General features: G+C 69.4%; 20 protein-coding genes. 8 read left to right on the top strand and 12 right to left on the bottom strand.

All coding sequences use genetic code 11. The annotated features are described in order from the left end of the window. Positions 1–49: 49 nt before the first annotated feature. Both ALLO2_RS00460 and ALLO2_RS00450 read right to left on the bottom strand, forming a co-directional pair. Positions 50–478, bottom strand: a complete 429-nt coding sequence (locus tag ALLO2_RS00460) for an organic hydroperoxide resistance protein (RefSeq protein ID WP_035728999.1) — start codon at positions 476–478, stop codon at positions 50–52. Between the two features lie 917 nt (positions 479–1,395). Next, positions 1,396–2,604 (bottom strand): lipase family protein, encoded by a 1,209-nt coding sequence (locus tag ALLO2_RS00450; RefSeq protein ID WP_035912299.1) that lies wholly within the window; start codon positions 2,602–2,604, stop codon positions 1,396–1,398. Positions 2,605–3,209: 605 nt separating this feature from the next. Between ALLO2_RS00450 and ALLO2_RS00445 the strand changes: the two genes are divergently transcribed. Then, the gene (locus tag ALLO2_RS00445) at positions 3,210–4,016 is read left to right on the top strand and encodes a DedA family protein (protein WP_035728997.1); all 807 of its coding nucleotides are present in this window, start codon (positions 3,210–3,212) and stop codon (positions 4,014–4,016) included. 419 nt (positions 4,017–4,435) lie between these two features. On the opposite strand, the gene ALLO2_RS00440 is transcribed toward ALLO2_RS00445, so the two are convergent. Next, entirely contained in the window at positions 4,436–4,774 is a 339-nt protein-coding gene (locus ALLO2_RS00440) for a P-II family nitrogen regulator (protein WP_011434508.1), read from the bottom strand. Positions 4,775–4,920: 146 nt separating this feature from the next. Here ALLO2_RS00440 and ALLO2_RS00435 point away from each other — a divergent pair, with 146 nt between their 5' ends. Next, complete coding sequence (locus ALLO2_RS00435) at positions 4,921–5,463, top strand: YbhB/YbcL family Raf kinase inhibitor-like protein (protein WP_011434509.1); 543 nt, start codon at positions 4,921–4,923, stop codon at positions 5,461–5,463. Positions 5,464–5,503: 40 nt separating this feature from the next. On the opposite strand, the gene ALLO2_RS00430 is transcribed toward ALLO2_RS00435, so the two are convergent. The 5 genes from ALLO2_RS00430 to ALLO2_RS00415 all read right to left on the bottom strand — a co-directional run bounded on the left by ALLO2_RS00430 (position 5,504) and on the right by ALLO2_RS00415 (position 11,849). Further along, positions 5,504–7,654, bottom strand: coding sequence for a conjugal transfer protein TraC (locus ALLO2_RS00430; RefSeq protein ID WP_035728996.1), 2,151 nt, complete (start codon positions 7,652–7,654; stop codon positions 5,504–5,506). Next, entirely contained in the window at positions 7,651–9,153 is a 1,503-nt protein-coding gene (locus tag ALLO2_RS00425) for an SCO6880 family protein (protein WP_023840582.1), read from the bottom strand. The genes ALLO2_RS00430 and ALLO2_RS00425 overlap by 4 nt, the downstream gene beginning before the upstream one ends. Before the next feature lie 39 nt (positions 9,154–9,192). Then, positions 9,193–10,578 (bottom strand): hypothetical protein, encoded by a 1,386-nt coding sequence (locus ALLO2_RS00420; protein WP_023840583.1) that lies wholly within the window; start codon positions 10,576–10,578, stop codon positions 9,193–9,195. Then, complete coding sequence (locus ALLO2_RS23785; protein ID WP_232234809.1) at positions 10,575–11,315, bottom strand: hypothetical protein; 741 nt, start codon at positions 11,313–11,315, stop codon at positions 10,575–10,577. Before ALLO2_RS23785 ends, ALLO2_RS00420 begins: the two co-directional genes overlap by 4 nt. 117 nt (positions 11,316–11,432) lie before the next feature. Next, positions 11,433–11,849 (bottom strand): DUF6112 family protein, encoded by a 417-nt coding sequence (locus ALLO2_RS00415; protein ID WP_011434514.1) that lies wholly within the window; start codon positions 11,847–11,849, stop codon positions 11,433–11,435. Between the two features lie 2,742 nt (positions 11,850–14,591). On the opposite strand from ALLO2_RS00415, the gene ALLO2_RS26825 reads away from it, so the two are divergent. The 3 genes from ALLO2_RS26825 (at position 14,592) to ALLO2_RS00395 (ending at position 16,722) form a co-directional block, all read left to right on the top strand. Then, a complete protein-coding gene (locus ALLO2_RS26825; protein WP_023840587.1) occupies positions 14,592–15,035 on the top strand; it encodes a helix-turn-helix domain-containing protein in 444 nt (147 codons plus the stop codon). Between the two features lie 40 nt (positions 15,036–15,075). Beyond that, positions 15,076–15,720, top strand: a complete 645-nt coding sequence (locus ALLO2_RS00400; RefSeq protein WP_023840588.1) for a hypothetical protein — start codon at positions 15,076–15,078, stop codon at positions 15,718–15,720. A gap of 6 nt (positions 15,721–15,726) precedes the next feature. Continuing rightward, positions 15,727–16,722, top strand: coding sequence for an NlpC/P60 family protein (locus ALLO2_RS00395; RefSeq protein ID WP_011434517.1), 996 nt, complete (start codon positions 15,727–15,729; stop codon positions 16,720–16,722). 45 nt (positions 16,723–16,767) lie between these two features. Here ALLO2_RS00395 and ALLO2_RS26130 read toward each other — a convergent pair whose 3' ends face one another. The 3 genes from ALLO2_RS26130 to ALLO2_RS00385 form a co-directional block, all read right to left on the bottom strand. Further along, positions 16,768–16,926, bottom strand: coding sequence for a hypothetical protein (locus tag ALLO2_RS26130; RefSeq protein WP_023840589.1), 159 nt, complete (start codon positions 16,924–16,926; stop codon positions 16,768–16,770). A gap of 325 nt (positions 16,927–17,251) precedes the next feature. After that, on the bottom strand, positions 17,252–18,850 hold the full coding sequence (locus ALLO2_RS00390; protein WP_011434519.1) for an FAD-binding oxidoreductase: 1,599 nt from the start codon (positions 18,848–18,850) through the stop codon (positions 17,252–17,254). 123 nt (positions 18,851–18,973) lie between these two features. Then, positions 18,974–21,421: a protein kinase gene (locus ALLO2_RS00385; RefSeq protein ID WP_035728994.1), complete on the bottom strand. Its 2,448-nt coding sequence runs from the start codon at positions 21,419–21,421 to the stop codon at positions 18,974–18,976. Between the two features lie 269 nt (positions 21,422–21,690). Here ALLO2_RS00385 and pgi point away from each other — a divergent pair, with 269 nt between their 5' ends. Both pgi and ALLO2_RS00375 read left to right on the top strand, forming a co-directional pair. Beyond that, the gene (pgi, locus tag ALLO2_RS00380; RefSeq protein ID WP_035728993.1) at positions 21,691–23,361 is read left to right on the top strand and encodes a glucose-6-phosphate isomerase; all 1,671 of its coding nucleotides are present in this window, start codon (positions 21,691–21,693) and stop codon (positions 23,359–23,361) included. 93 nt (positions 23,362–23,454) lie between these two features. Next, entirely contained in the window at positions 23,455–23,796 is a 342-nt protein-coding gene (locus tag ALLO2_RS00375) for an STAS domain-containing protein (protein ID WP_011434522.1), read from the top strand. 42 nt (positions 23,797–23,838) lie between these two features. Here the strand turns inward: ALLO2_RS00375 and ALLO2_RS00370 are convergent, their stop codons facing one another. Then, positions 23,839–24,126, bottom strand: a complete 288-nt coding sequence (locus ALLO2_RS00370) for a hypothetical protein (protein WP_035728991.1) — start codon at positions 24,124–24,126, stop codon at positions 23,839–23,841. 242 nt (positions 24,127–24,368) lie between these two features. Between ALLO2_RS00370 and ALLO2_RS00365 the strand changes: the two genes are divergently transcribed. Further along, entirely contained in the window at positions 24,369–24,692 is a 324-nt protein-coding gene (locus ALLO2_RS00365; protein WP_011434523.1) for a hypothetical protein, read from the top strand. Positions 24,693–24,702 lie beyond the last annotated feature (10 nt).

Raw genomic sequence — 24,702 nt, 5'->3', positions numbered from 1 at the left:
GCGTCGTCCCCGCACGCGCGGGGATCTTCCGGTGAGCAGGGGAGCCGGGTCAGTCGCTCTCGACGAGGACCACCTCGGAGGGGATGTTGCCCCGGGTGGCCACGGAGTATGGGCACAGGGCGTGCGCGGCCTCCAGAATCTCCTGGGCGCTCGCCCGCTCGATGCCGGGGATCTGTGCCTCGATCCGCGTACTCAGCCCCAGGCTGCCGTTGTCGTTCCTGATCAGCCCGACGGTCACGGAGACCGCCGAGTCCTTGATATCGATCTTCTTCTCGCGCGCGATGGCCTTGAGCGCGCCATGGAAGCACGCCGCGTAACCGGTGGCGAACAACTGTTCCGGGTTCGTGCCCGGTCCGTCGTCACCACCGAGGCCCTTCGGGGCGGAGAGCTGGAGGTCGACCCGGTTGTCGCTGGACACCACCNGTCCGTCGCGTCCACCCCAGGCGGTCGAGGTGGCGGAGTAGATCGTGTTCGCCATGGTTGCCTCCGTGCATCAGGTGTTGCCGAAGCTCCGGAGAGCCTGTGACATTTATGCAACCAAACTGGTGCCCTAAAAACTTCGCGGCCCACACCTTCGATTCCCGCCTAGCCTGAGCGGACGGCGGAGGAGAAGACCGGTGAGCTCGACCGACCGCGACGGGGACGGCCCCGGGATACGACGATCGACACTCGCGTGATCTCCGCCGCAGTCGCCGAGTTGGCCGAGCACGGCGTCGGCGGATTCCGCGGGTTCCACCGGTCCCGCACGCTGCCCTCCGATGGCTGCCCTCCCATGGGCAGCGTGCGGGCGATATCTCCAGGCGGTACGGGATCCCCAGGCGGTACGGGGCCGTGCTCAGGTGACGATGCCCCACCCGGGCAAGAGCGATATGAGCTGACGATCAACCAGCTCGGGCAGGGTCCATCGGCTTTGGCCGCCCGTGCCCACGCTGCCCGTCTCCGGACGATGGTTGACGGTTCTGCCGGTCACCTGGCCTGGTGCTGGTGGCCGGATTGCCCCTTCGCCGTTGATGGGCACGGTGGGGACGGTCAGTGGAAGGTCGAGGGACGGTCGGTCGACGGTGCTCCACACAGCCCGGGGTGGGAGAACGACGGCGGTTTCGTCGGTCACCGTCGTGGGTGCTGGTGAGCGGATTCATCGCTTATCGCCTCGGGGCAGTGCGACCCGAGGGGGCTCTGCACCGCGCCCGCGGACTTATCCACAGGGTGGGTGTGTCGCCATGGGCAGCGGGCGGCGACGTTTTCCACATCAGCTACCCGATCAGCTACCGGATCAGCCACCTGACGGTCCCCATAGATGGGCAGGGTGTGCTCGGGCGCACGGTTGTCCACAGGCCCTGTCGTGAGCCGGGCCCTGCCGTGAGCCGGGGACGGGCCCGTTTAGCCGGGGACGGGTTATCCGAACCGAGCTGCGCGCATCTCGCAGATGTCGGTGACCGGCGGCGGGTGCGGGGCGAAGCGCTGCGCGACCCAGGCGGTGAGCTCGGCCATCGATGCGCCGAGGACGGTGCCGTGGTCCGCGTCGGGGTAACGCCGGTAGTCCACGGTCGTGCCCTTCCGGCACAGCCCGGTGACCACGCTGTCGGTCACCGGGCGTCGGATCACCAGGTCGAGGTCGCCCTGGAGAACGAGGGTCGGAGCCATCTTCCGCAGGGCCACCTCTCGCTGCCGGGCGAATCCGGCTGCGAATGGCTGATGATCCAGTGGATTGACGGTAAAGGCGGTGCTGACGGACGTACCGATGCTTGCCCTGATGAGGTCGGTGGCGCAGCGGTCGCGGGCGATCGACAGCAGTCGCCGGCCGGTCGGGGTGAGTACCCGGTCCAGGTTGATCGTCCGGTCCTCGACGGACAGCCCGATCATCGCCAGCAGGACATAGGCGACCCCGTCGGCATTGTGCTGCAAGGTGGCGAGGGACGCCGGCAGGTCGGCCAGGGGGGCGGTTGCGACGACTCCCCGGATCCGTAGCTCGGGTGCGTAGGCGGCGGCAATCGCTCCGGCGGCCAACACCGCCTGGCCGCCCTGCGAATAGCCCCAGAGGACGACGTCGCGACCGGCACCGGTCGCCTTGAGGGCGGCGGCGGCGCGCGCCGCGTCAAGCACGGCCCTGCCCTCCGGCTCGGCAACATAGATCGCGTGTTCGCCGGGACTCCCCAGCCCCGGATAATCTGTGAGGGCCACGACATAACCGGCCCGGACGAGCGGAAAAGTCGAGGCGGCGGCGATCAGCGCGGGTCGTGCCGCCGACGGTGCACAGGCATCCTTGAGGCCCGTGGTGCCATGCCCGAACGCGACGATTCTTCGGCCGCCCGGCGGAACCGGAACGTTCTCCTCCGGGGCCAGGATTATCCCGGACACCGGAATGTCGACGCCCGACGTCGCGTGGGATCGGTACATCNCCCGCCACGCCCGGATGCCGGTCGGGGCCGGCGCGACCACCTGACTGGACAGAATTTCCCCGCGGGTTCCCGGTGGTAACGATGCACCTCGCTCATCGGGTCCGCCGGCACTGATTGCGGGGGATGATCCGTCGTTGCCATCCCGCTTTCCGCAGGCCGCAAGGGGCAGCAGTCCGAGCAGGAGCCCGAGCAGAAGCAGGACCATGAGCAGCGGGGTACGGACCGGGTGGGAAGGGCATCGGTGCGCCCCGACAGGGGTGGCCCCCGCAGCCGGTCGCGTCGGTCTCCCTGACCGCGCTGACCGCGCTGACCGCGCTGACCGCATCGGCCGGGAGCGCGGGGTCCGTGGCGTTAACGCATCCGGCCAGGCCGGCGGATCACTCGGATCACTCGGATCACTCGGGACAACAGGCCGCTGATCCTGGCTTGGCCGCCGATAACGCACGAATTAAGCCTAATGAGGCACATCCGGCCATCGACGTCGGCGGTCCACCTGGGCCGGCCAGATCTTGACTGGCGGCGGATCGCTGCACTGGACAATTTGGGAACTCATGATCGGAAACTCATGATCGGGCACCTATGGTGGGGAACCTATGAGGGACGTACCGGGCGCACCCGGGCATGCCGCAACCTGCCGGGACGCGCCCGGGACGCCGGGGAGCCACTCTTGCGGGTGCCCGGTGGGAGACGGGAGAGCGCTCGATACCCTTACGGTGTCCTCGGGCGGGTGCGGTGGCGGTCCCTCGACGGTTGCCGCGGTCTCACGGACGTGTCCAACCCGTCGTCAAAGCCTGTCGGAGGCCCGCGATAGTGAATGCATTCGCGTCGAACACCCTCGCTCTCGGCCCTGGCGTCCTCAGCGCGGACAGCTTGGCCAAAGCGGGCCTGGCTGTCGTTCTGCTGATCGTCTTCGCGGAGTCCGGCCTACTGGTCGGGTTCTTCCTCCCGGGTGACTCCGTGCTGTTCACCGTGGGTATGCTGATCGCCCGCGACGAGCTTTCCACCCCGCTGCCGGTGGCGGCTGTCCTGATCGGGCTCGCCGCGGTGACTGGCGACCAGGTCGGCTACCTAATTGGTCGAAGAGTCGGTCCGGCGTTGTTCCGACGCCCCGACTCGCGGCTGTTCAAACAGGAGTACGTCGAGCAGGCACACGAGTTCTTCGAGAAGTACGGGCCGCGGTCCATCATCCTGGCGCGGTTTGTTCCCGTGGTCCGCNCCTTCACTCCGGTTATCGCCGGCGTGAGCCGGATGAACTACCGCCTCTTCATCACCTACAACATCGTGGGCGGGGTGGTCTGGGGTTGCGGCATCACGGTTCTGGGTTTCTACCTCGGCAAGATAGACTTTGTACGGAACAACATTGAGCCGATGTTGATTCTGATTGTCGTCGTCTCGGTGCTTCCCATTGCTTTCGAATTTCTCCGGGCCCGCCGTAGGAAGCGGGCCGGGAACGGTGCCGTGCGGGAGGGCTCCGCTGGATTCGGCGGGAGTGCCCCGGTCGCCGACGAGGCTGAGACCTTCGCGGTACGGCCACGCCGCGGCGGCGGGCGTCACTCGGTCGCCCATCAACGTCAGACGCCGGGACTGACCGAGGCTGATCGAGAAGACCGAGGCTGATCGAGAAGACCGAGGCCGATCGAGAAGACCGAGGCCGATCGGGATACCCCGATGGTCATCGCGGCCGCGCGAACGGTTACCTGCGATGCGGGCCAAGTCGCGAGGACAGGTCCCGGCGGGCTCCGCACCGATACGGGGGGAGTCGGCGAGACGCCCGCCGGGACCCGTCAACCGTATCGGGTCAACGGGTCATTGTCGCCTCTCCTCGTCACCCAAAGGTGGGAACAGTCGCTGGTCGCACACCGAAAGCATCGTTTGTATGACGATCGTCTCACTATTGATGGGTGGTGCCGTGGCCTTGGGGACCATCGAGCGATCGCGGCAATCGAGCTGGTCACGGTCGGTGCAGTCTGCTGGTCACCGTCACCGCAGCCGGGTGACCGCAGCCGGTCGCGTCCGGACTCACAAGGCGTCCGGACTCACAAGGCGTCCGGCCCGCGTTCCCCCGTGCGGACGCGGGCGATGGCGTCGACGGGAAGGACCCAGATCTTGCCGGCTCCGCTGGCCGCCGATCCGCCCGATCTCCGGATCACCTCGATGACGTCCTCGACGTCGCAGTCCGCGACGACGCACTCGACCCGCACGGCGCTCACCGACTCATCGTGGAAGGTCTGCCCGCGATACGTCTGGGTACGCCACAGTTCGATGCCGAATCCGGTCACCTGGCTGACCGTCATACCCTGAATACCGAAGGTCTCAAGGGCGGTGCGTACGTCATCGATGCGATGTGGACGCAGGATGGCGGTGACCAGTCTCACCGGGACCTCACCAGGTTGTCTGGAACCGCATGCCGACGGCCCGGCGCACCTTCGGGATGAGGTTTCATCGCGGAGAAGCGTAGAGCCGGCAAGCGACGGTTCCGTCTCGGGAATGTCATCGAATGGCGTAACGGAAGGAATGGTAGATGTCCCTGCTCGACCGCGGTACACCCCCCGACCCGTTCGACGTGCTGCCCGCCAAACCGCTGTTCACCGTGACCAGTACGGACCTCGTCGACGGTGGAGTCGTTCCGTCCGATCAGGTGCACACCAGCGCCGGGGGCGCCGACATCTCCCCACAGCTGGCCTGGTCCGGTCAGCCCGCCGAGACCAGGAGCTTCGTCGTCACCTGCTACGACCCGGACGCGCCCACCGGCAGCGGATTCTGGCACTGGGTCCTGGTGGACATCCCCGCGGCGGCGACCGAACTTCCCCGCGGCGCGGGCAGCGGCGACTTCACCGGCCTGCCCGCCGGCGCGTATCACGTGCGCAGCGACTGGGGCTCCAAGGCGTATGGCGGGGCCGCGCCGCCGCAGGGCGACGTACCGCACCGGTACATCTTCACCGTCCACGCGGTCGACGTGCCGAAACTAGAGATCAACGACGAGGTCTCACCGGCCGTCGTCGGCTTCAACCTCACCTTCCACACTCTCGCCCGGGCCGTGCTGCGGGTGACCTTCCAACGCTGACGGGGCCGCCCTGCCGGCGCGGCGAGATCCCCGGGGATCGTCAGCCGGTGGAGCTGGGACTGGGCTCCACAGGCGGGTAACCGAACCCNCCCNTGAGGNCGGCGGCCCGTGGGACGGCCGGGCCGCCGGCGAGCTCCCGGCCGGCGAGCTCCCGGTCGCCGAGGAGTTCGTCGGCCATCCGGCGCAGCCGGCCGGGACCGAGATCCGGCGGGTCCAGCTCGGCCGGATCCAGATCGTCGGGGGTCAGGTTAGTGTCGTCGACCTCGCCGTGCATCTTCGAGCCGTTGAGCACCACGGGGATCTCCAGGTCGCCGACGACGTGCTCGACGTAGAAGGCGCGGGCGCCGATCAGCCACAGGGCGTAGCCCGGGTCGAGCCTGGGGAGCAGGTCGGCGGCGACGTCGGTGAGCCCGAGCGCGGCCTGCGTGTCGGCGATCTGATCGGACGCCTGCTTGTAGAGGATCCGGATCGCGGTTTCGGCGAGCAGGCCTTTGGCGATCTCCACCGAGTCCGGCGAGGCGGACAGCAGGTCGGAGATGCGGTGGGCGACGATCGCGTTCGCGCATCCCCACTGTCGGGCGAGCTTCTGCTGGGCGGACAGCCGGCGGACGAGGCCGGCGAACCGCATCAGCCGCCAGCACTCGTCGTAGACGACGTAGCGCTGCACGCCGTCCTGGCGCATGAGTGCCGCTTCCATCCACGCCTGCGCGCAGGTCATGATCAGGGCGATCATCTCATCGCTGCCCTGGACCCGCTCCAGGTTCAGCACGGCGATCGGACGGTCGAAGTCCAGGGGAGAGGTGGTCGGCCCGTCGAACAGACCGCCCAGCGCGCCGTGTGTGAGCCGGCGCAGGGTCAGCGTGGCATCCCGGGAGGCGTCGCGCAGCTCGGTCGCGGTCATCGGGAGGTTGACACAGTCCTCCTCGGTTGGATCCGTCATCGCCTCCAGCACGTGCGGCAGGATCGGGGTTGCCCACCGGTCCGGGGACGCCCCGGTGATCTGCCGGGTCACGACGTCGAGAGCCAGGTCGACCGCGGTGTGCTCGGCCGGGGTGAGCGGCACCCCCTTCGCCGTCTCGATCAGGGACGACAGCAGCGCCGAACGAGCCCGCTTCACCTCACGGGCCCAGTCCTCGTCGGCGATGCCCATCGGACGGGGTGGGGCGTCGAGCGGGTTCAGCCGGGTGGCCATGCCGGGCCCGATGTAGGTGGGCTCACAGCCGAGGCGCCGAGCCAGCCGCGTGTACTCGCCCTTCGGGTCACAGGGTACGGCGGCCTGGTAGCCGAACGCCGCCCCTCGCGAGATCAGCGTCTTCAGCAGCGCCGACTTGCGGGAGCCGACCGCGCCGAACACGGCGAAGTTCGGATTCTCGATGACCTGCTGGCGGTACAGCTCGAAGACGTCGAAGTCGAACGAGTTCCCGGACCAGACGTGCCGACCGATGTACATGCCGGGCGCGGCCAGGCCGGAGTCGACGACGAACGGGTAGATGCCGGCGATCTGCGCCGTCGTCTCCATGTGCGCGGGAAGCCGCAGCTTGTGGAACGTTCGCCCGCCGAACGGCCCGAACAGCCGTGGCGGCTGTGCGCCCCGGCGCAGGGCTATCTGGGCCCGGCGCATCGCAGCCTTCTCGGTGGCCGCCGCGGCCCGTTCCGCGCGCCGGCTGCGCCGGGGGGGCTCCGCGGATAGGCGTCCCTCGCGCCGCCGCCGCGGACCGCCGCCGAGGTCCACATAGCCCTCGGCATCGCGTCCCGGGTCGTGGGAGGTGGCCTCGTAGTCCGCCGCCTCGTAGCCGTCGGGGTCGTAACCGGTCTCGTCGTAGCTGGGCGGGTCGTCGAAGTCGCTGTCGTCGAAGTCGCTGTCGTCGAAGTCGCCGTCGCCGAAGTCGCCGTCGGGGCCCTCGTCGTCGGGGCCGCCGGGGCTGCTGTCGGCGCGCTCGGGGTGACCGGCCACGGCTTCACCGGCTGGATAGCCGGCCGGCACGTAACCGCCCACCGCATGGCCGTTGCCCGCATAGCCGTTGCCCGCATAGCCGTTGCCCGCATAGCCGTTACTCAGCTGGCCATTGCCTGGCTGGCCATGGCTCGTGTTGCTGTTACCCGGATAGTTGTTACCCGGATAGCCGCCGGTCGGGTAGCCGGTCGGGACCGGGTACCCGCGCGCCGAGGCGTCGTCGTGTGCTGAGCTCACGAAACCCCCACCGCCAACGGTAGCGCTCCGACGCTGAAGCCCTGATCCTGCTCGCCGACGAGACGCACCATCTCCAACCGGCTGCGTGAGGCCAGCGTTTCGGCCTCACCGCAGGCGTCGGCGAGCCCGTCGAGGTCGTCGGCGGAGACCGTGACGAAGCCGTGGAAGCGGAAGGCGCCGAATCCGGCGATCAGCTCCTGCTCGCGGCGTTCGACCTCGTCGGCCTCGGCCACGTCGCGCTGGGTGGTGACCTTCCCGACCTTGTCCCGCATCTGCTGTTCACCGAGGTGCGCCATCCGCCGTCGGTTCACCGCCTTCTCCGCCTTCCGGCCGGGCAGCGGCTCGACCATCAGTGAAACCGTCCGCCGACAGGTCGTCTCCATCAGCAGCGGAGCGAGGAACGCGGCGGGGGAGGGCACACGCGGCCAGCCATTGATCCAGTACGTCGTGTGGAAGCCAGAGTCGGTGCGGTAGTGGTCCCAGGCGGTGACGGCCCGGACCGGGCCGGCGACCGCCGGGTCGATGCCGGACGCCAACCCCTTCAGGCCCCCGGCGAGGTCCGTACTCGCACCACCCCGCGCGTCAATCATCTCGATCGAGTACGGATCGTAGGTGGTGCGGATGACCGCGGCGAGCGCCCGTGGCGGCAGCCATCCGACCGTGTTGATGGACGCACGGGCGAGAGCCGCCTCCATCGTGCGCAGTTCGCCGAGCAGGACGGCGCAGGCCGCCTGGTCACCGCCCCCGGCCCGCTGGATCGCGCGCCGGGCGTCCCTGGTCCGAAGCTGGAACGAGAGGTAGGTCTCGTGTCGCTGCGCCACCGGACCCGCCGCGTCGATGACCTGTTGGTAAGCGTCGGCGGCCCAGGAGTCGTCGTGATGCCCGCGGACCCGCCAGTGCCGCTGAAGCTGGTCGCCGGAGTCGGGCAACGTGCGTTCCAACCACTGGATGCGCGACAGTTTGCCGCCCCCGGCGGTCAGTCCGGCCAGCAGTTCCCCCCAGGCGTCCACCCTGGCCTGCTGGTCACCGGACTCCAGCAGGGCGAACTGGCTACCCTGCACCTGCAGGACGGCGGTGTAGGTCTGCTGCTTGGCATCCTTTACCACCGCCACGTACCGGCCGCCGCCGACCGGTACGGACAACATCACCAGCGACGACAGCGGCCCCGGGAGGACCGTTCGGCTGAGCTGGTCCTCCCCGGCGCCCAGCCGGAAGAACGCGCCACGGAACACCGTTTCGCCCGTCACCTTCTGCATCGTGAAGCCGAAGAGGATCGGCACCCACTGGTCGAGATTACGATCCTCCACCCGGACGAACGCAACAAACAGGAGCGTTACTCCCACCAGTACCCAGAGTGGGATGAACAGGAGCGGAGAGCGAAGTGCCCCGAGCACACACAGCATCACGCCGATCATCAGGCCGAGCTGCGGCCAGCGCATGCCCAGCATGACTCCGCCGCGTTCCAGCGGTCCGAAGCGGTAACTGCGTTCCGCGATCATCGACTACCTCGCTACCTCGCTACCTCGCCACTCAACTACTCACGTGCCGCCGGTGCGGGACGGCGGCACCGCCGCCGTCATCTTCGGAGGCCGGGACGCCGGCGGGGGCACGGGNACCCGCCTCGTGGCCTGACCGGTCCCGCGTGCCCCGCCCGTGACGGAACCCGGGCGCATCGTCCTCGTGGCGCCGACCGGCCTGGAATTGCTGCCGACCGTGACCGTCGCCCTGGTGGGGGTGGCGGCTCTTGCCGGTTGCCGGGTACTGCCACCGCCGGCCCGGGGCCGGCCGGCCGTCGAGCCGCGCACCGCGGCCGTGGCGGCACCCGTCCGGGATGACGTGCCCGCCGGAGCGCCGAGGCCGCTGCCACGACCGGTCCGTAGCCCGGCTGGCCGGGGCAGCGCGGGCTCGCTGCCGACGCCACCGACGCCACCGGCGTCGCCGAGCATGCCGCGGTTGCGGGTCTGCAGCCGTGCGCCGATTCCGCGGAAAGTCTCCCGCGACGTCGATCCCAGCAACGCACCCGCCCCTTGGCCGAACGACGCCGCACTGCGCCGACCTGCCGAACCGACGGCGCGCATCAGGTGGATGTCGGCGAATCCCATCAGATGCAGCAGGACGAAGGGAGCGAACACCGCCGCAATCATCACCACGGCCCCGCCGAGGATCGTCAGTGTCTGATCGACTGTGGAGCCGCTCGAGTCGCTTGCCACACCGGCACCGAGTGTGAAAATCGCGTAAATAACCGGCTTCGCGAAAATCAGCGCCAAGAGGATCTCGGTCGCCCGCTTGATCCAGGCGCTCGTGGACATCGTCGGCTGCCCGGCCAGATACACCGGGATGAACACCGCCATCACGATGATCGCGACCTTGCGGATGTACAGCACCACGAAGAGCGCAAACGAGAACAACGCCACCAGCAGCGACAGCACGATGTCGAGTGCGAAGTTCCCCTGCTCCGGTAGGGCCCGCAGTTGGGTTACCAGGGCCGAGCCGAGTGGCTTCCCGTCACCGAAGGCGTCGGCGATCCCATCCGAGGCGGTGAGCACCATCTGTAGCAGGGTGAGTGCGACGAACGAGCCGAGGATCGCGGTGCCGGTGGAGGCGAGCGCGCGTGCGAAGATGTGAGGATCACCGCGCACGGCGCCCATGATGCAGGCGCAGATGAACAGGCCGGTGACGATCAGGACCGCCACCCCAAACGCGATGTTGTAGTTCTGGACGACGTAGTCGGCATTCAGGTTGATGGTCGTCTTCTGCGCCGCGAAGCTGAATACGGAGCTGGACAGGTCCGCCGCCATGCCGCAGAAGGCCTTGCCTGTCGAGTTGAAGTACGCATCCGCACTCCCCGCTATCGCATCCTTGATGGGGTTGAGCGGGTTGAGTGAACTAAGCGATACAGCCAGAACTTCCTTATCTTCGGTCACGTTCCAGCTCCGACCAATAGAAATTCTTTGAAATTTTCAGCTGCGCGTTCGGTGATGGCGGGTTCTGAAGGGCCGTCTTTTTCGTCTTTAAGTTTCCAGTCTCCCGAACTCCATACGACCTGACAATAGTCGGTTCCCCAACCCTGCCGTGGGGCGAGATTCGGGTTTTGATTTCCGTAGATGCCGAATGCGACGGCTCCCCAGAGGGTGACATCGGCCTTATTCTCATCGTAGGAGCGAACCGCATATCCGGCGATGCGTCCAATTAGAGTGAAGTTGGGAGATTGAATGGATGAAGCGCCGTATGCTTTTGCGCTTTCCATGTCATTCGAAATGATCATTTCGGAAAGCCGCTTCGCCGATTCGGGTGTCNCGGAAATCGAATTGAACATGCTTCTTATGCGGGAAGGTTCACGATTTCGGAGATTTCCAGTAATAGCATCGTAGTTGGCGCAGGCGCTGACGGCGCCGGCTTCGGTGTGGGGGTAGCCGACCGGGATACCGAACTCGTTGATCCGGGTGGGGACACCGGGGACTGAGGTGGGGGCGGCGGTGTTGGCCGGTTGGCTGGACGGTTTCGGCGAGGGGACCAGCGTCGGCGTCACTCCGGGCGGGGTAGCGCTCGGAGAGGTCTGCGGCGCGACGGACGCGGTATCCGGGCCATTCGAACCATTGTCTGGGACCACGTAACGGCCGATGACCAATCCGCCGATCACACTCACCGTGCCAGTGGTCACGATGATGATGATCAGGCGTCTGGCCGCCCACTCCACAAGGCTTACCAACGCCCACTCCCCTCACAAGACGGCACGGTCATCATCGCAATGTCCGCCCGCTGGTATCCGGGGAACAGGTCAGAAGAGCGTTGACGATGGGTCATGGACCACGCCGGGGTCAACGGCAACGGTGAGCTCTACGGCGGGTTGACGCTGGCCAGCCGGGTTAGGGTCGGGTGCGGTGGCCGTTGCACCGGTGGCAAGGAAGAAGTTGACGAAGGCTGCCGCGGCACCGACGAGGAATGCGAGACCGAAGCCTGCGATCACACCGCTCTTGCCGACCATCGACGCGCGTTCGAGGCCCATCCGTTCGCCGAGTGCCCATGCGATACCGCCCAGTAGCACAGCGGCGACCGCAGCGATCACCGCATAGGCCGCCAGGCCGTTGACCAGGTCTTTCAGAGCATTGATGCCAGGCGCCTTGGAGTCATCCGGTTTGACCTGTACCTCAGCGAGGACAACGGTCGCCTTGACGGCGGCGGCGTCCAGGATCATCTCGGTTCCTTTCCCACAGGCGGGGGGNCGCCCNGCCGATCCGGTCCGGCGATCCTTGTGGGTGCCGTTGGTGACCGTAGGTCGCCAAATGATACGCCCTGCGCCGCAGGGTGATCCTCGGTAGTCGCTCGTGGGCCGCCGGAAGCGCCAGAATCTGCACGGGTGGTGACCGCTTCCACGGCGCCGCCGGCCGCAGCCCCCGGCTGATCGACAGCGCCCGCAGCAGCCGTGACCTCGGCTTTCGCGAGAGTGAACAGGGCTTCCACGGCGGCCGCGGCCAGCTGGAGGTAGGCGCGGCGAGTACGTCGGCGTAGTCGAGGAATCCGCACCGGAGTATGCCTGCTGGGGTCGAGCCGGGCGTCGTACGGGATTCGGATCAGCGTGTCGACCTGGCGCCCGAGCCGGGCCGCCGCCGCGCGGGTCCGGGGCGAGGGACGGCCCCGGCGCGGCGCAATCATGGCTGCCACGATCATCGGCCCGCCGTGTCTGGCTGAGCCACCACCCGCCGCGTCCCGCAACGTACGCAGTCCGGTGAGTGTCGCCTCCAGATCGGCGGCGGTCGCGAGTGTGACGAGGATGATGAGGTCCGCGGCCTGGAGCGCCGCAGGCGTCAGCGGTGCCTTGGCCGGCGCGTCGACCAGCACCAGCGGATAGGAATGCGCGAGCAGGCCGAGCACGGACCGCAGTCCGGTCGGGGCGACGGTGTCGTCCGCGGGGACGACGGCGGCCGCCTCGTCGCCGGAACCGCCGCCGCCGTGCCGGTCGGATCCTCCGCCAACACCGCGTCGCACGGGAAGCACGTCGAGGTCCCTGGTGCTGCCTGCGGGACGACCGCTGATCATCAGAGGTAGATCGGTCACCGTACTGTCGGAGGCTTGCCGGCGGGCGACGTCGGCGACCGTCGTCGTTCCGGCCGCGCCGACCCGGATCGCGAGCGGATCACCGCGTGGTTCGTCCTCGTCCTCGGTGCCGGCGCCCACAGGCGACGATGGCGCCCCCCCGGGAGACTCCCCCGGCCAGAGATCGACCGCGAGGACCGGCTGCGCCCGCACCCCGGCGAGGGTCAGCCCGACGACCCCGGCAAGGGTGGTGGTCCCGGAGTAGGGGAACAGCGAGGTCACCGCGATCCGCCACGAACCGGGCAACGGGATACGGGCCCGGTCGCGCAGAGAGAGCCGTACCGGGATCTCTTCCCATGGCTCGAGATCGCGCACGCCGGCCCACGGCTCCTGCCACGGCCACAGCCGACCGTCCGACGACGGCCGGCGACGCGAGACGGTCTGGCCGCCTGCCGCCGCGGCCTCGGGGGTGGATCGAGACGCCGGATCCGGCTGCGGTTGCGCGGGGGGGAGCACTGGAGCCGTCGGCTGCTTCGTGTCCGCGGCTGGCGCGGCCGGCGCGGCTGGCGCGGCCGGCGTGTAGCGGGCGACCGGCGGTGTGACCGGCACCGCGCAGACGTGGCCCGGGACGGACGATTCGGAGGGGACCGGATCGTCCGTGGGAGGGGCCTGCGCATCCCCGGGGCCGGTTACCTCGATCGGGCCGGCCGCGGCTGGCCGGCTGGCCGCGGCGGATGGAACGGTTGCCGTCGGCGGATCGGTCGGGCCGCTGATCGGCGCCGCATCCGTCGGCGCGGCCGGTGTCGGCCGCGGAGGCTGCGGATGGCGGGGCGCGGAGGCGCGCGGCGGCCGGACGCGTGGCCCGTTCGGGGCAGGCAATGGCCCGTTCGGGTGTGGTGGTACCGCAGTTGGGTCGCCACCGGCACCAGGACTCGCGGCCGGGCTGACGCCTCGGCCTGACGCGCTGCCACCCGGCGCGCTGCCACCCGAGGCGGTGTCCGCCTTCCGCGAGGATTCCACCGCGCCCGGGGGGATCGGGGTCGAACCGCGGGGATCTGCCGGCCGGGTTGGACGGCGGGAGGGATCAGCCTGGTTACGGGGCGGAATCGCCGACGGGCGGCCGGCGCGCCGGGCAGCGGCGCCGCGGGTGCGCCGGGAGCTGGTGTCCGCGCCCGTGGTCGCCCGGCCCGGCCCGGCGCCGGGTGCCTCGGTCCTGGCGCCCGGCACCGATGGCGGTGTGTCGTCGGACGTGTTTGTACGGTCCGCACCCGAACGGGCCGCCGATGTCGCATCATCGAGGTGGAATGCCTCGCTCTGCCACGCTTCGTCGAGTGGCTGCGGCGANCCCGTCCCGCCCCGCCGTCGATGCCGTCGGCGCCCGGATCGTGAATGGGGNGGTGACTCTACGTCTTCGGTGCCTGCTGCTTCGTCCCGTACGTACTGATCGTTTCGTATGTACTGATCGTCTCGTATGTACTGATCGTTCCGGATGGGCGGACCGTCGGGAGGGGAGACCGACGAGGGGATGCGGGCACCAATGAGCGAAACGGGCCGCGCGTCGCCTTCCTCACCGTACGGTGCCTGTGGCACATCGCTCACGCGCCGTCGACCTCCCGGCCTTCTAAGGTTAGCTAGTGCCAGTTAAGGTTACTTACTGTTATCTGCGCTCGGCTGCGGTCNGATCGATGTAACACGAGTCATTCGAGTATGACAAGCTCTGGTCGAAGCTACCCATCATGGGTGGGTCGGTGTACCTTCCGGAACCGGAGATGTGCCGTCCGGATTGAGGGGACGAACCGGCGGACGGTTTGGCGGACGGTTGGCTGTGATCCGCGACGTGGCGGGCTGGGGGCGGCCTGGACGACACGGCACCGTGCGTGCGGCAGATGGGAAAGGAGCGTCGGTGGCGCAGGACGGCTTCTCGATGGCGACGCCTCGGCCATCCCAGCGCTCCGGCGCACCGCAGGGGGTGACGCCCGCGAAATCCCCGGTCGGCTCGGCCCCGGCCCGGTCTGCTCCGGCGGCATCCGGCCGGGTCCGCACGGCCTCGGCCCGCTCGACCGGCATGTCACCGACCGTCGCATCCCGCGGCACACCGGCGCCCGCCGCCGCGGCGCCTCCGCTCGCGCCCCCTCCGCTCGCGCCGACGTCGGCCGGTGGCGTGCCGTCCCGACCCTCCGACGACGACGAAGTGCTCACCGTTGACGAACTGGTCGCCTGGTTGCGGTTGTCGGAGAGCACCGTCCTCAAGCTGCTTTCGGAACGGGCCATCCCGGCTCGCAAGGTCGGTCACCAGTGGCGGGTGCGTCGGGGGCGGGTGCGGGACTGGCTGGACGGTCGGGAATGAGCGCTCTCNCCCCGGTGCCGCCTCGCTCCGGCCGGCCGCGGTGAAGCCCCGCCCCTGGCTGGCCGTCGGGCTGCTGCTCACCGTGGTCACCGTGGCCGGATGCGGCGTGTCGGGTAGTACTGCCGGTCCGTCTCCCGCCCCGTCCGCCACCACGGGGCCACCGCCCGGGGCGAGTCAGGCGCCGGGTCCGCCGCTGGCCACCGCGTCCGCGCCACCAACCGGCGAGGTGGACCGGAAGGACCCGTCGGCGGTAGCCGCCGACTGCTTCACACGCTGGCAGTCCTTCGACGCCCGGACGGACCCCGGCCCGGCAGCCGGTGTCGAGCGGGCCCGCGACTGCCTCACCGAGGACTTCGCGGCCAGCCTGGGCGCCGGGGGCGCGGGCGCCGGGGGGTCCGGAACCGCTGCCGGTGGGGACGGTCAGGCGTGGCAGGAGGTGCGCGCCGCGGGCACCCACTCGCGGGTGACCGTGCTGGCGACCACGCCCCTGGGCGGGATCGACACGACGGCCACCGGTCGGGTGGTGCTTCAGCTGAACGTGCGCCGCGAGACGGCGGCGGGCGGCGCCGCCCCGGTGGTGACGCTGTCCACCCCCGCGCTCACCCTCCTGCGCCAGACCGACGGGACGTGGCGGGTCGCCGGTGCGGATCTGTCGAGCGTCGCCGGTGACGCACCGGGCCGGTGAGGCGTGATGGCCCGCGGCTTCACCCGTAAGCGTTCCCGCTGGCTGGTCTGGACGGGGGCGGGCATGGCCCTCGCCGTCGGCGGCATCGTCATGCTGGTCGCCGTCCTCATTCTGATCATCACCGGTCCCTTCATCCAGGATCAGGGCGGGGGTAACCGGACCATCAGGAACTCCGACGGCATCCCGGCCGAGTACCTGCAGACGATCATTGATGCGGCGAACGCGGCCGGGTGCGCCGAGGTGACTCCCGCCCTGCTGGCCGCCCAGTTACATCAGGAGTCGGGTTTCAACCCGCGGGCCCGGTCACCCGTGGGCGCGATGGGGATCGCCCAGTTCATGCCCGGGACGTGGGCGTCCCACGGGCAGGGCGACGTGTGGAACCCGGCCGACGCGATCCCCGCGGCGGCCCGGTACGACTGCGCGGTGGCGGCCTCGGTCGCCTCCGTGTCCGGCGCGGCCCAGGAGAAGATGCTGGCCGCGTACAACGCGGGAGCGGGCGCGGTGCTCGCCTTCGCCGGCATTCCGCCGTACACCGAGACGCGTAACTACGTCCGCACGATCCTCGCGCAGGCGCAGGTGTACGGTGACGCCTTGGAGCTCGGCGTCGACATCCCCGCTGGTTCGGTCGCCCCGATGGTCGCCTTCATGCGGTCGCAGATCGGCAAGCCCTACGTCTGGGGTGCGACCGGTCCCGACGCCTGGGACTGCTCGTCGCTGGTCCGGGAGGCGTATCGCCGCATCGGCATCGAGCTCCCCCGCGTGACGACCGACCAGCTGCGGTTCGGCCCGCAGGTCGCGGGCGTCGATCCGCAGCCGGGGGACCTACTGTTCACCCCGGGCACCGACGGCACCGCCGAGGCGCCGGGTCATGTCGGGATGTACATCGGCGACGGCCGGGTCATCGCGGCCAAGGGAGCGCGGTGGGGGGTCGTCGAATCCGACATCTCGGACTGGAGTGGGACCGTGGCCGTGACCAGGCCGCTGGCCAGGCAGCGTTCCTGATCCGGATTTCCTGCTCCGGACACTCCGGGTGTGCCGTTGCTCCGCTCAGGTAGCCGCCTGGGACACGAAGGTGGACAGCCCGTCGGCCACGCCACCGAGCGCACCGACGGCGCTGTGCACCACATCGGCGGCGTTACCCGGTGCTGTCACCGCGAAGAACAGGGCGAACAGCCCGACGCCATACGGCCAGAAGATTTTTTTCATCGAGGACCTCACAGAAAACCCAGTCGACACGGCCAGACGGACACCAACGTCGGTGCGTTACCGACAGCATGTGTGTACTCACCTTGAGTAGTCACCGCAAGATGAATCGCCGGAGCGATGAGTGAACTGCNCGGTGGCGGGGCCGGGGGACAGCGGATGGACAGGGATCTGACCATAGGTGGGCAGTAGGCAACGGATGGGTGAACGGATCTAATAGTGCATGCCACCCCGGGTCGGTTGACTTCGATTCCCGGCGCGGGGTGGCTGTCCGGGGCAATGGCCGGGGCCCGGCCGGGGAAGCTCCCGCCGGAGCCGCTCAGGACCGTCAGGACGGCGCGATGCTCTGCGCGAAGCGAAACAGGTTGTCCGGGTCGTAGGCGCGCTTGACTTGGCGCAACCGCGGAAGGTTCGCCCCGTAGTACGCATCGGCCCAGGTGGTGAGGTCCGGGTCGATGTAGTTCTGGTACGCCGACGACGACATGAACGGCGCCGTCGCCGCCACCGTGGATCGCAACCAGCTCTGGTTAGCCTCCTTGTCCGCAGGGGATGCGTCGACGGAGTAGCCGGCGACGAACTGGGCGCTGGCGAGCGTGTTGCGGTGCACGAACGCCGTGTCACCCGGGCCGACCCGGTTGATCGCGCCGCCCCAGGAATCCAGGATCACGCCACCCGGACCGGCCCCGGGTGTGCGCTGGCGTCGCTCGAGCGCGGCGAGCATCGTCTCGATCCCGCCGGCAGGCATCGGTTCGGTGAGGAATGCCGAGGCAGCCCGTTGGGCCACCCGTGGCAGGGTGCCTCCGGGCGTCCGGTCGCGCAGGTGGCACGCGTCGACGCTTTTGCCCGCGCAGCCCGCCTCAAGCAACATCGTCTCGAGATGGCCACGCTGGGCGACGAAGGTGCTCGAGGGCCTCCGGCCGACGGCGGCGACGAGGTCGGCGAGTCGATCCCGCAGCCACGTGATCCGCGTGTCGTCGGCGCCGCCCGCGAGCACGCCGCTCACCCGCAGGGCTGGGCTGCCGGTGGCCCCGGTCGTCGGCATCGAGGTCACGACGCAGGTCGACCACAGGTCCTCCGGCGCGCCGCCGCTGTCGGCGATCCAGCCCTGCCACGCGGTGAGCACGTCCGCCGCCACGTCCCAGGGCCAGCGGTAGGTGAACAGCGCCAACGGTGTCGCCCGATGGGTGGCGAAGGTGAACGACGTCACGATGCCGACGTTGCCCCCGCCCGCACCGCGTAGCGACCAGAAGAGGTCCGGCTCGGTGTCGGCGTCGGTGCGCACGGTCTCCCCGGAGGCCAGCACGACCTCGGCGGAGACCATCCGATCGCAGGTCAGACCGTAGCGCCGGCTCAACACTCCGATGCCGCCGCCGAGGGCGAGCCCGGCGATGCCGACGGTCGGGCATGATCCGGCTGGCAGCGCCAGCCCGTTCTCGGCGAGTGCGGAGTAGACGTCGATCAGCAGCGCTCCGGCCCCGATCAGCGCGGTGCCGTCGGGCCCCGGCCGGACCGACGCCATCGCAGTCACGTCCACGACCAGCCCGGTCGTCGTTGAGTAACCCCCGTAGCTGTGGCCACCGGCCCGCGCGACGAGATGTATCCCGGTGGAGCGGGCGAAGTCGATGCAGGCCGTGACGTCCCCCGCGGACATGGCACGGACCACCGCCTGCGGACGTACCGCGTCGAAAGCCGGGTCGAACAGCATGCTGGCGACGGCGTAGTCCGGATCGGTCGGTCGCAGCAGCGGACCGGTCAGTCGTTCGTCGAGCGTGCGCCAGTCGATCTCCGTCGGTATTGGGTGGGGGGCGTCCTCCTGCTGACAGGCGCTCATCAGGCCGCCACCGAGCCCGAGCGCGGCGAGCCCGAGCCCGCCGGCTCCGGCTGCGGCGGTCCGTAACACCGATCGTCGGTCAGGCTCGTAATCCACGGTCAGTCCTCACGGCTGCTACGAGTCCGGGGAGTGGACGATGGTCGTCACGAGTCGTCCGACCATCCGTGCCATCGGCGACAGCCTAGGTCACCGGCGACACCCTAGGTCACCGGCGACACCCTAGCCCGGTTGGGCGACGGTCGTGATGGTGCCGTTCGGATCGATGCGGCGCACCCGATCGTTGCCGTTGTCCGCGATGTAGAGCGCGCCGCTGCCGTCGACCGCGACCGAGCTCGGGTTCTTGAACTGGGCCGCGGTCGCCGGGCCGCCGTCGCCGCCGGAGCCTTCGCCGCCGGTGCCGGCGATCGTGGTGATCACGCCGTTCGGGTCGACCCGGCGGATCCGGTGGTTGCGGTAGTCAGCGAGGTAGAGCGTCCGGCCGTCCGGGCCGACGGTGAGCGACGGCACGTTCAGCCTGGCCCGGGTGGCCGGGCCGCCGTCACCCGAGAAGCCCCCCTCACCGGTCCCGGCGACGGTGGTGATGATCCCGTCCGGGGTCACCTTCTGAATGGTGTCGCTGGCGAGGTCGGCGAAGTAGAGGGTGCCGTCGTCGGTCATCTGGAGATCGTTCGGGCCGTTGATCTTCGCTGCGGTGGCCGGGCCGCCGTCGCCGGTGTAACCCGCGACTCCGGTGCCCACGTACGTGGTAATGATCCCCTGTGGGCTGATCTTGCGGATCCGGTGGTTTTCGTAGTCGGAGAGGTAGACGCTGCCGTCCGGCCCGGTGGTCACCTTTTCCGCACTGTTGATCTTCGCCGCGGTGGCCGGGCCGCCGTCGCCGCCGTAACCGGCGTCACCGGTGCCGGCGATCGTGGTGATGATCCCGGCTGGGCTGATCTTGCGGATCCGATTGTTCTTCGNGTCCCCGATGTAGATGTTGCCGGCCTTGTCACGGGCGGTCGATCCGGGCCCGTCAAGCTGCGCCGCGGTGGCCGGGCCGCCGTCGCCGCTGATCCCGCCGGCTCCGGTGCCCGCGAGGTCGCTGACCGCCCCGGCGGGGGTGATCTTCTGGATGCGGTCCGTCGCGAGGCTGGAGACGAGTAGCGAGCCGTCGGGATCGACATCGACGCTGTAGGGGCTCAGGCCCTGCACCGACAGCGCCGTTCCCCGGTAGGCGGTTGCGAGGCGTGCCGTGCCGCCGCCGCGGTCACCGCCGCGGCTGCCGCCGCCCGAGTTCGTCACCGCTGCCACGATGCCGACGGTGATGGCGACGATGACGACGAACGCGACCGCTCCGATGATGAGCGGCGTCCGGTTACGGGCGTTCGGACTCGACTGGTGCCCGGCCTGGCGGGTGGCGGCCGGCGGTACCCCCGCCATCCCGTGCACCGGTCCCCCCGGACCGGGCCGGTACGTCTGGCCGCCGGGACCGCCGGGGGCACCCGGTCCGCCTGGGGCATCCGGTCCGCCATAACCGGGGCCGAGCGACCGCGGCGCTGGGGTCGACCGCGGCGGTGGAGTGTTGCCCGGCGGGAATCCACCCCAGCCCGGCCCACCCGGTGGTGGATATCCCCCCATCGGATGGCCGGCCGGACTACCGGGTGCTCCGGGGCTACCGGGGAAGCCCGGACTACCGGGTGCTCCGGGGCTACCGGGGAAGCCCGGACTACCGGGTGCTCCGGGGCTACCGGGGAAGCCCGGTCGACCGGCGGCCGGCGGGCGCGGGGTGGTCGAGGTGGCGAGCGCCGCCTCCCGGATCTCGTCGTCGATCCGCACCTTGACGTCGGACCGGGACAGCCAGGTCGGGCCGAACGCGCGGCTGCTCGCTCGGGCGAGTTCCAGGGCGAAGTCGGCGGCGTCGGCGAAGCGGATGCTCGGATCCTTCGCCAGCGCCCGCAGGATCACCGCGGAGACGGGTGGCGGAACCATGGTGAGCGGTTCCGGCATGATCGTCAGATGGTGGTGGGTCAGCGGTTGCACCGCCATCTGACGGCCGAACAGCGGCCGGTTGGCGATCATCTCGTAGAGCACACCCGCGAGGGCGTAAAGATCGGTGGACGGGAAGAGACGCGTCCCCATGATCTGCTCGGGAGCCATGTAACGCGGCGTTCCCAGGATCGCGCTGGCGGTGGTCTCCGCTCCGTCGAAAATCTTGGCGATGCCGAAGTCGGTCACCTTCAGCAGCCCGTCGCCGGCGAACATGATGTTGTCCGGCTTGATGTCCCGGTGCAGCACTCCGTGGCCGTGCGCCGTGGCGAGGGCGGCCGCGGCCGCGAGCCCGATCGAGCAGGTGGTCTCGGCGGAGACCGGTCCCGAGCTCATCCGCTGTTTGAGCGTGCCGCCGGAGAGCAGCTCCATGACGAGCAAGCAGGTGCCCTCATGCTCCACGTAGTCGTGGATACGCACGATGTGCGGATGATCCAGTTCGGCCAGCACCCGAGCCTCGGACAGGAAGCGGGTACGCAGATCGGGGTCGTCGGAGGTGTCCAGCAGGATCTTGATCGCGACCTTGCGGCCGATGAGCCGGTGCTGGCCGGCCAGCACGAGCCCGTAGCCACCCCGGCCCAAGTCGCCCTCGACGGAGTAACCGGGAAGCGCCGCCTCCACCCGAGATTTATCTATCAACAAGGTCCAGATCCGTCCGCTACCACGCCGGGCATCCGCTGTACCGCCACCCGTGCGCCGAGAACCATCCTGGCCTGCAATGACGCCCTTCGTCGGATTCCTGGTGATCCTANGGCCCTGACCCCCCATTCCCTACCCCCGGCAGGCCGATCCGGCGTGCCGGATCGGCGACACGGGCATGCCGACGGGGCTGACGAGCGCCGCCGCCGCCGCAGTGCGGATGATGGGCACTGCGGCACACGTTGAACCTGCGAGGAAGGGCATCCCACGTCATGTCGACAACCGAGCCCGCTGCCCCGGTGGCTCCGCTGGACATCACCGCGACCGAGGAATGGGCGGCGCTCACCACGCATCTGCGCGAGATCTCCGAGGTGTCCCTGCGGGATCTGTTCGCCGCCGATCCCCGGCGTGGCGAGACGTTCGCCGCCGAAGCGGACGGACTCTATCTTGACTACTCCAAGAACCGGCTGACCGCGCGCACCGTCGAGTTGCTGACCGCGCTGGCCCGGCGCGCCGGGCTGGCGGACCGGATCGAGGCGATGTTCCGGGGCGAGAGAATCAACGTCACCGAGAACCGACCGGTGTTGCACGTGGCGTTGCGCGCCCCGGCCGGAACCCGGATCGAGGTGGATGGCGTCGACGTCGTCCCCGACGTGCATCGGGTGCTCGACGCGATGTCCCAATTCGCCGACCGGGTGCGGTCGGGGGACTGGCTGGGGGCCACCGGTGAGCGGATCCGGACGGTGGTCAACATCGGCATCGGCGGCTCCGACCTGGGACCCGCCATGGCCTACGACGCCCTGCGCGACTATGCCGACCGGTCGATCGAAGTCCGGTTCGTCTCCAACGTCGNCCCCACCGACATCTGGGAGGCCACCGCCGATCTCGATCCGGCCAGCACCCTGTTCATCGTCTCGTCCAAGACGTTCACCACCCTGGAAACGATCTCCAACGCGCGGGCCGCACGGTCCTGGCTCACCGGCCTGCTCGGCGAGGACGCCGTTTCCCGGCACTTCGTCGCGGTCTCCACGAATGCCGAGAAGGTCGCCGAGTTCGGTATCGACACCGTGAACATGTTCGAGTTCTGGGACTGGGTGGGCGGCCGGTACTCGGTGGACTGCGCGATCGGCCTCTCGCTGATGATCGCGATCGGGCCGCCGAACTTCCGGGAGTTCCTTGCCGGTTTCGCCGCTATGGACACGCACTTCCGGACGGCTCCGTTCGAGCGGAACCTTCCGGTTCTGCTCGGTCTGATCGGCCTGTGGTACCGCGACTTCTTCGGTACAGCGACGCACGCGGTGCTGCCCTACAGCCACTACCTGGGCCGATTCCCGGCTTATCTCCAGCAGCTGGACATGGAGAGCAATGGGAAGTCGGTCGATCTCACCGGGCGGCCCGTGTCGACGCCGACCGGACCGATCGTCTGGGGGACTCCCGGCACGAACGGACAGCATGCGTACTACCAGCTCCTGCACCAGGGGACAACGATCGTTCCGGCCGATTTCATCGGCTTCGTCCGGCCGAACCATCCCGGGGTGGGCACGGCGGATGGCGCCGGGGTGGACCAGCACGCCCTGCTGCTGGCCAACTTCCTGGCGCAGACAGAGGCCCTCGCGTTCGGCCGGACAGCCGCGGAGGTGGCCGCCGAGGGTGTCACGCCGGACCTCGTTGCGCATCGGACCTTCCCGGGTAATCGACCCTCGAACACCCTGCTGGCCCAGAAGCTGACTCCGTTCGCCCTCGGTCAGCTGATCGCACTGTACGAGCACAAGGTGTTCACCCAGGGGGTCATCTGGGGGATCAACAGTTTCGACCAGTGGGGCGTGGAGCTCGGCAAGGTGCTGGCCGGTCGGATCATTCCGGAACTCGGGTCCGAGCAGGAACCGGAGCTGGGGCATGACAGCTCGACGAATGCTCTGATCAAGCGTCTGCGGGCCGGCTGACGCCCGCCGGGGATCCAGCCAACCGAGGCATGTTACTCTGCGTAATCGATCGGGGGTGGCCCCGCGCGGTGACGACATCGGGGGGTGGAAGTCATGCGGGTGGATGCTGGAGCCTTGCGGATGTCCGTGCGGCGGACAGGCGAGGACGTGCTCATCGAACTCGCCGGGGAACTCGACACGGCCGGGCGGCTCCGGTTCCGTGAGCAGATCGGCGAGCATCTCGGCCGGGGCGGGGGGACGGTCACGGTGGATGTCGCGGGCCTGCGCTCGATCGACGTCCCGGGGCTCGCAGCTCTGCTCCGCGCCGATCTGCTGCTCCGCCGGGTGCACTCATGTCTGGAGATCCAGGCACCCACGCCGGCGTTCGCCGCGTTGTTGCGGGAGGCCGGTCTCGACGGTCGGCTGCGGGTCGGTGGGGGATCCCGCCGCCGCTGACCGCCCCCTCGACTGTCCGCATCCCGCTGGCTGGGAGACGGCTCAGCCGATGAGCGGTGACGTCCGATCGCCCGATGACGCGGGTGCGCTGGGGGTGGCGGGTGCGCTGAGGGTGGCGGGTGCGCTGAGGGCCGCGGGTGCGCTGGGTGACGGTCGTGCACCGGATGGTCCGGAGTCACCCACCGAGGCGGTGCCGTCCTCGGTGACCAGGGAGAGCAACCCGCGGGAGCCGATCAGACGTTTCTCGATTCCGCCCATCATGAGCATCCCCGCCATTACGAAGAGTGGAAAACCGAGCACCATCAGCAGGACGGGTGGTGTGAGACTCACCGAAAGACCCCCAGGCTGGCTTACGGATCTGATCGGCACCATGGACGCCGTACCGTAGGCGTTACCCTCGGACCTCCGTTGCTCACGTCCCGACAGTCGTCTCACCCGACTCGGGTGTCCACCGGGTTCTCCCCGAGGGGGCCGCCGATTCCGGCCGGGTGGAAGAATGAACCGCAGCTCAGAGGTCTGTTTCGGGATGCGTGTTGTTCCCGGTGTCCGCGGGCTCGTACCCTTCCCCCAACATGTCTGCGCGGCCCGCTCCATTGCCCGCTTATAGCGGCCGTCCGTGGGTTCGTGACGCGGACCTGCTTGCGCGTCTCGACCTGCTCTCCGAGCAGATCGATTTCGCCCTCGCCGAGATAGCCCTGCGGCGGGCCGCCTACCAGCGAGCCTGCGAGGAGGAGGCCGCCTGGCCGTGGGCGCCCGTCGGCGTTGAGGTACTGAGCCGGCCGTCCGTGGCGCAGGCTCTGGCCGGCGAGCTCGCCGCCGTCGAGCGGCTGCGGTTGTGGGCGCAGGAGATGTACTGGTTGCAGGAACAGGCGCGGCTGCGCGGACTGCTGCGCTGAGCGCGCGGGC

The organism is Frankia sp. Allo2 (genome assembly GCF_000733325.1).
Classification (GTDB): domain Bacteria; phylum Actinomycetota; class Actinomycetes; order Frankiales; family Frankiaceae; genus Frankia; species Frankia casuarinae.
The sequence above is the reverse complement of the archived record's forward strand: the minus strand, read 5'-3'. Positions and strand labels throughout refer to the sequence as shown.

What these genes read in the sequence shown, in the direction of transcription:
- ALLO2_RS00435 (WP_011434509.1), top strand. Translation starts at nt 4,921, where the DNA reads ATGTCCCTGCTCGACCGCGGTACACCCCCCGACCCGTTCGACGTGCTG.
- ALLO2_RS00425 (WP_023840582.1), bottom strand. Translation starts at nt 9,153, where the DNA reads ATGATCGCGGAACGCAGTTACCGCTTCGGACCGCTGGAACGCGGCGGA.
- ALLO2_RS00415 (WP_011434514.1), bottom strand. Translation starts at nt 11,849, where the DNA reads ATGATCCTGGACGCCGCCGCCGTCAAGGCGACCGTTGTCCTCGCTGAG.
- ALLO2_RS00395 (WP_011434517.1), top strand. Translation starts at nt 15,727, where the DNA reads ATGGCCCGCGGCTTCACCCGTAAGCGTTCCCGCTGGCTGGTCTGGACG.
- ALLO2_RS26130 (WP_023840589.1), bottom strand. Translation starts at nt 16,926, where the DNA reads ATGAAAAAAATCTTCTGGCCGTATGGCGTCGGGCTGTTCGCCCTGTTC.
- ALLO2_RS00375 (WP_011434522.1), top strand. Translation starts at nt 23,455, where the DNA reads ATGCGGGTGGATGCTGGAGCCTTGCGGATGTCCGTGCGGCGGACAGGC.
- ALLO2_RS00365 (WP_011434523.1), top strand. Translation starts at nt 24,369, where the DNA reads ATGTCTGCGCGGCCCGCTCCATTGCCCGCTTATAGCGGCCGTCCGTGG.